The sequence below is a fragment of the Cupriavidus sp. 01L45 genome (genome assembly GCF_056399885.1).
Genome location: NZ_JBFTSG010000128.1, coordinates 1 through 4,132, shown reverse-complemented (window position 1 = coordinate 4,132; position 4,132 = coordinate 1). Strand labels below are relative to the sequence as shown.

5 protein-coding genes and 1 pseudogene are annotated in these 4,132 nt (G+C 63.2%); 3 read left to right on the top strand and 3 right to left on the bottom strand.

What is annotated here, in order from left to right; all coding sequences use genetic code 11:
- Positions 1–2: 2 nt before the first annotated feature.
- The 3 genes from AC1DT6_RS40155 (at position 3) to AC1DT6_RS40145 (ending at position 1,945) form a co-directional block, all read left to right on the top strand.
- Positions 3–266 carry a hypothetical protein gene (locus AC1DT6_RS40155; protein ID WP_441629623.1) on the top strand — a complete coding sequence of 88 codons (264 nt, stop codon included), beginning with the start codon at positions 3–5 and terminating at the stop codon, positions 264–266.
- Between the two features lie 463 nt (positions 267–729).
- Entirely contained in the window at positions 730–933 is a 204-nt protein-coding gene (locus AC1DT6_RS40150; RefSeq protein ID WP_441637586.1) for a hypothetical protein, read from the top strand.
- 19 nt (positions 934–952) lie between these two features.
- Positions 953–1,945, top strand: a complete 993-nt coding sequence (locus AC1DT6_RS40145; RefSeq protein ID WP_441637584.1) for a Bug family tripartite tricarboxylate transporter substrate binding protein — start codon at positions 953–955, stop codon at positions 1,943–1,945.
- On the opposite strand, the gene AC1DT6_RS40140 is transcribed toward AC1DT6_RS40145, so the two are convergent.
- The 3 genes and pseudogenes from AC1DT6_RS40140 to AC1DT6_RS40130 all read right to left on the bottom strand — a co-directional run.
- On the bottom strand, positions 1,942–2,979 hold the full coding sequence (locus AC1DT6_RS40140) for a branched-chain amino acid ABC transporter permease (protein ID WP_441637582.1): 1,038 nt from the start codon (positions 2,977–2,979) through the stop codon (positions 1,942–1,944). The genes AC1DT6_RS40145 and AC1DT6_RS40140 overlap by 4 nt on opposite strands.
- A gap of 74 nt (positions 2,980–3,053) precedes the next feature.
- On the bottom strand, positions 3,054–3,938 hold the full coding sequence (locus tag AC1DT6_RS40135; RefSeq protein ID WP_441637580.1) for a branched-chain amino acid ABC transporter permease: 885 nt from the start codon (positions 3,936–3,938) through the stop codon (positions 3,054–3,056).
- Positions 3,939–3,948: 10 nt separating this feature from the next.
- Positions 3,949–4,132: pseudogene (locus tag AC1DT6_RS40130) on the bottom strand (ABC transporter ATP-binding protein); the annotation flags it as partial.

Below are 4,132 nucleotides of genomic sequence, written 5' to 3'. Positions count from 1 at the left end.
CCATGCCATCCATCATCGTGYGCGACCTCGCCCTGACCCAAGAACTCGACAGCAAGTCCATGACCGCGGTGCGCGGCGGAAATTCCTGGCTGCAAGGACTGGGCCCGGTGGCCAACGTCAATGTCAACGTCAACCAGAACATCGCCCAGYTGCAAAGCATCAACGTGAACACGCTCAACAACGTCGGCGTGATCGGCTCCGGCTTCGGCCCGCTGAGCATCGACGTCAACCCGTCGCAATGGGCCGCCACCCACGCCAAGGTTTGAACGGCACGTGCCCCCGCATTGTGGAGGCCGCGAGGGTCCCACGGCCGCCTCGTGCGAAGGCACTACCAGGGGGTAAAACTGCAAGAAGGAGAGCGCGCGAAATCGGGGGCTAAGCGGACTTCAAGGTTGCTCCGGGAATGGCTGAAGTGGAAATCCGCGCCAGCGGGAGGGCGCGGTGGTCCAACCCCCCTCTTCCCACGCCGCTCAGGCCTGAACTTGGCTTTCGTCGCCAGCGCCCGGCGGGGTGGCCTCCGCCTGCGCTCGCCCGAGCGCCCGCTCTGTCTCGGACAGTTGCCGGCCGAGCGTGTCGCGCGCGGTCCGGAGCCGTCATAGTGGTCGAATGAGCCCCCGTTCTCCCAGGCAATCGGAATCTGCAGCGGGGTGACGTCACGGCTGCGCGACGCTATCATCGATACGTGTATCGATGACGCGCCATTGCGCGACCGGACAGGCATATGCAACGATGAGAATTGGTTATGTCGCCCAAGAGCCTGATGATGTTTCCCTTGACAAAATGTTCGACGACGTCCGTAGAGGCACTGGCCACGCAGATCCGCCGCCTGAATGCCGGCAAGGTGGTCATTATCGGGTCGATCCACTCAAGGCGCAGGCGCTGAGGGACAAGTTCGCCGCCGACGGCATGGTTGTGAACATGGCCGCAGGGTAAACGGCAAATCGACATTCGGATGATGCTGTTACCCACTTCCATGCGCCAACTCTATATCTGTGCCCTGCTGGTCGGAGGCATCCTGACCAATGCGCCCGCCCATGCGGATTCGTTCCCTGAGCGCCCGGTGCACCTTGTCGTTCCCTTCAGTCCGGGCGGGCTTAGCGATTCAATCGCGCGCATGATTGCAGACAAGCTGCGGCTCAGGCTAGGGCAGCCGGTGGTCATTGAAAACCGCCCCGGCGGGTCCACGCTGATAGGGGCGGAACATGTAGCAAAGGCACCCCCTGACGGCTACACGCTTCTCCTGGGCAGTTCCACCACTTTCTCCATGCTGCCGGCCCTACGGCCACGTCTGCCGATCGCGGCCGAGGACACGTGGGCGCCTGTCGCCATCGTCGGTGAGACCTCCATTGTCGTATCGACCCGCGCGGAGAACGCCACCATTGAGTCGTTCGCCAGCCTGCTGGCGCAAGCGCGCGCGCGGCCTGGCGCGGTCACGTATGGCACCACAGGCCCAGGGACGGCCCCCCACCTTGTGGGAGCGATGATTGCCTCTACCTTCCAAGTGGACATGACGCCTGTAGCCTATCGAGGCAGCATGCAGGTACTTGCCGATGTCATCGGTGGACAAATCGATCTGAGCCTCGATCCCTTTGCCGTTGCCAAACCGCTCATTGATGCCGGCCGGCTGAAACCGTTAGCAATCAGCAGTGCGGCACGGTTGCCTCAGTACAGCGCAGTTCCCACCTTTTCTGAAGTCGGTGTCACCATGTCGAGCGGCGCGTTCTGGTACGGCATAGCCGCCCCTCGCGGTACTCCGCAGAATGTCCTGGGGCGGCTGCGAGTGGAACTGCAGACGGTCCTGCAGAATCCGGAATTTCAGAATACGCTCGCCGAACGAGCTATTTTTGTCGGACATGGCCGCGCCGAGGATTTCCGCCAGCGCGTGCGCGCCGAGATCGCACAGTATCGGCAACTGGCAAGAGACGCGCGAATCAAGCTGGATTAAGCTCCCCCTATCTGGTCCACTTTGGACCGTTTGGGGATCAAGCGCGGTGCTCGTAGCCATCGACCAGCTATACGCCTGCCCTCGATCAGTGCAAGCTGGCCCACAATGCCCCGGCGGAACAGCAGGACGCAAGCGATAAAGATGACGCCCGTCACCATCGTGACCGACTCCCCCAGCGAGCCGAACCACGCGATGCCCGTGGCAGAAGCCAAGAAGCTGCCGATGGCGCCAAGCTTGGTCTCCAGCGCCACGACAACCAAGGCGCCGGCCAACGGCCCTGACAGCGTGCCCAGCCCGCCCACCAGCGTCATCAGGATCACCGAGCCCGACATCGCCCAATGCACGTCGGTCAGCGTGGCAAAGCCCAGCACCAGCGCCTTGATCGACCCGGCCAGCCCTGACAGCGCGGCGGACAGCACGAACGCCATCAGCTTGAAGCGGTCTGTGTCGTAGCCTAGCGAGACGGTGCGCGGTTCGTTCTCCTTGATGGCCTTCAGGATCTGGCCAAACGGGGAATGCACCGTACGCACGATCAGCGCAAACGCGGCCACGATGACGGCCAGCGCCACGTAGTACAGCGTCAGGTCGTCGGCCAGCGGCAGTACGCCGAACAGCTTGCCGCGCGGGATGGCCTGCAGGCCATCCTCGCCGCCCGTGGCTGGCGCTTGCAAGCAGACAAAGAACAGCATCTGCGCCAATGCCAGCGTGATCATCGAGAAATAGATGCCCTGGCGCCGGATCGCCAGCGTCCCCACCACGTAGCCGATCAAGCCGCCGGCCAGCGTCCCCAGCACCATTCCAGCTTCCGGCGTGACGCCCCACACTTTCATGGCATGGCCGGCGGCATAGCCCGCGCCGCCAAAGAAGGCGGCATGGCCGAACGACAGCAGCCCGGTATACCCGACCAGCAGGTTGAAGGCGCAGGCGAACAGCGCGAAGCACAGCACCTTGAGCACAAACACCGGATACGCCCCGGCCATCGGCGCCAGCATCAACGCCACCAGCAGCAATCCATACCACAGCTTCTTCTGCATGCCCCGCTCCTGTCTTGCGTTTCCTGCCTGTCCTGCCTCGCCCGCGGCCACCGCCGCGCCAGTTGGTTGATGCATCATCTCTCTCTCCCGAACAGCCCCGACGGGCGCAGCATCAGTACGATTGCCATGATGAGGAACACCACCGTGGCCGAAGCCTCGGGATAAAACATCTTGGTCAGCCCTTCGATCACGCCCAGGCCAAGGCCGGTCAGGATCGAACCCATGATCGAGCCCATGCCGCCGATCACCACCACGGCGAACACGATAATGATCAGGTTCTGCCCCATCAGCGGCGAGATCTGAATCACCGGCGCCGCCAGCACGCCTGCAAAGGCCGCCAGCGCCACCCCGAAGCCGTAGGTCAGCGTCACCATCAGCGGCACGTTGACGCCGAAGGCCTCGACTATCTTGGGATTCTCGGTGCCCGCACGCAGGTAGGCGCCCAGCCTGGTCTTCTCGATCAGGTACCAGGTGGAGAAGCACACCACCAGCGAAGCGGCCACCACCCAGGCGCGGTAGTTGGGCAGCATCATGAAGCCCAGGTTGGTGGCACCACCCAGTGACTCCGGTGCCGAGTACGGCAGCCCGGACACACCGTAGACCGAACGGAAGATGCCCTCGATCACCAGCGTGATGCCCAGCGTCAGGAGCAAACCGTAGATATGGTCGAGCTTGTAGATCCAGCGCAGCATCGTGCGCTCGATCACGATCCCGATCAGCGCCACCGCCAGCGGCGAGAGCACAAGCATCGCCCAGTAGCCGAGCCCGAGGTAGCTCATGCCCATCCAGGCCAGCACCGCGCCGAGCATGAACAGCGCCCCATGGGCAAAGTTGATGACGTTGAGCAGCCCGAAGATGACCGCCAGGCCAAGGCTCAGCATCGCGTAGAAAGCACCGTTGACCAGCCCCAGCAGCAACTGGGACAGCAAGGCGGGAAGGGGAAAATTCAGTATCGTCATAAAGCGTTCCTCACACCCCCAGCAACTCGTTCAGCACCGGCATCCTGGCCTGCAGCTCCGCGGCCGCGAAGCGCTCGACGATGGTGCCGTGTTCCATCACATAAAAGCGATCGGCCAGCGGCGCGGCGAAGCGGAAGTTCTGCTCCACCATCACCACCGTGTAGCCCTTCTTCTTGAGCATCAGGATCATGCGC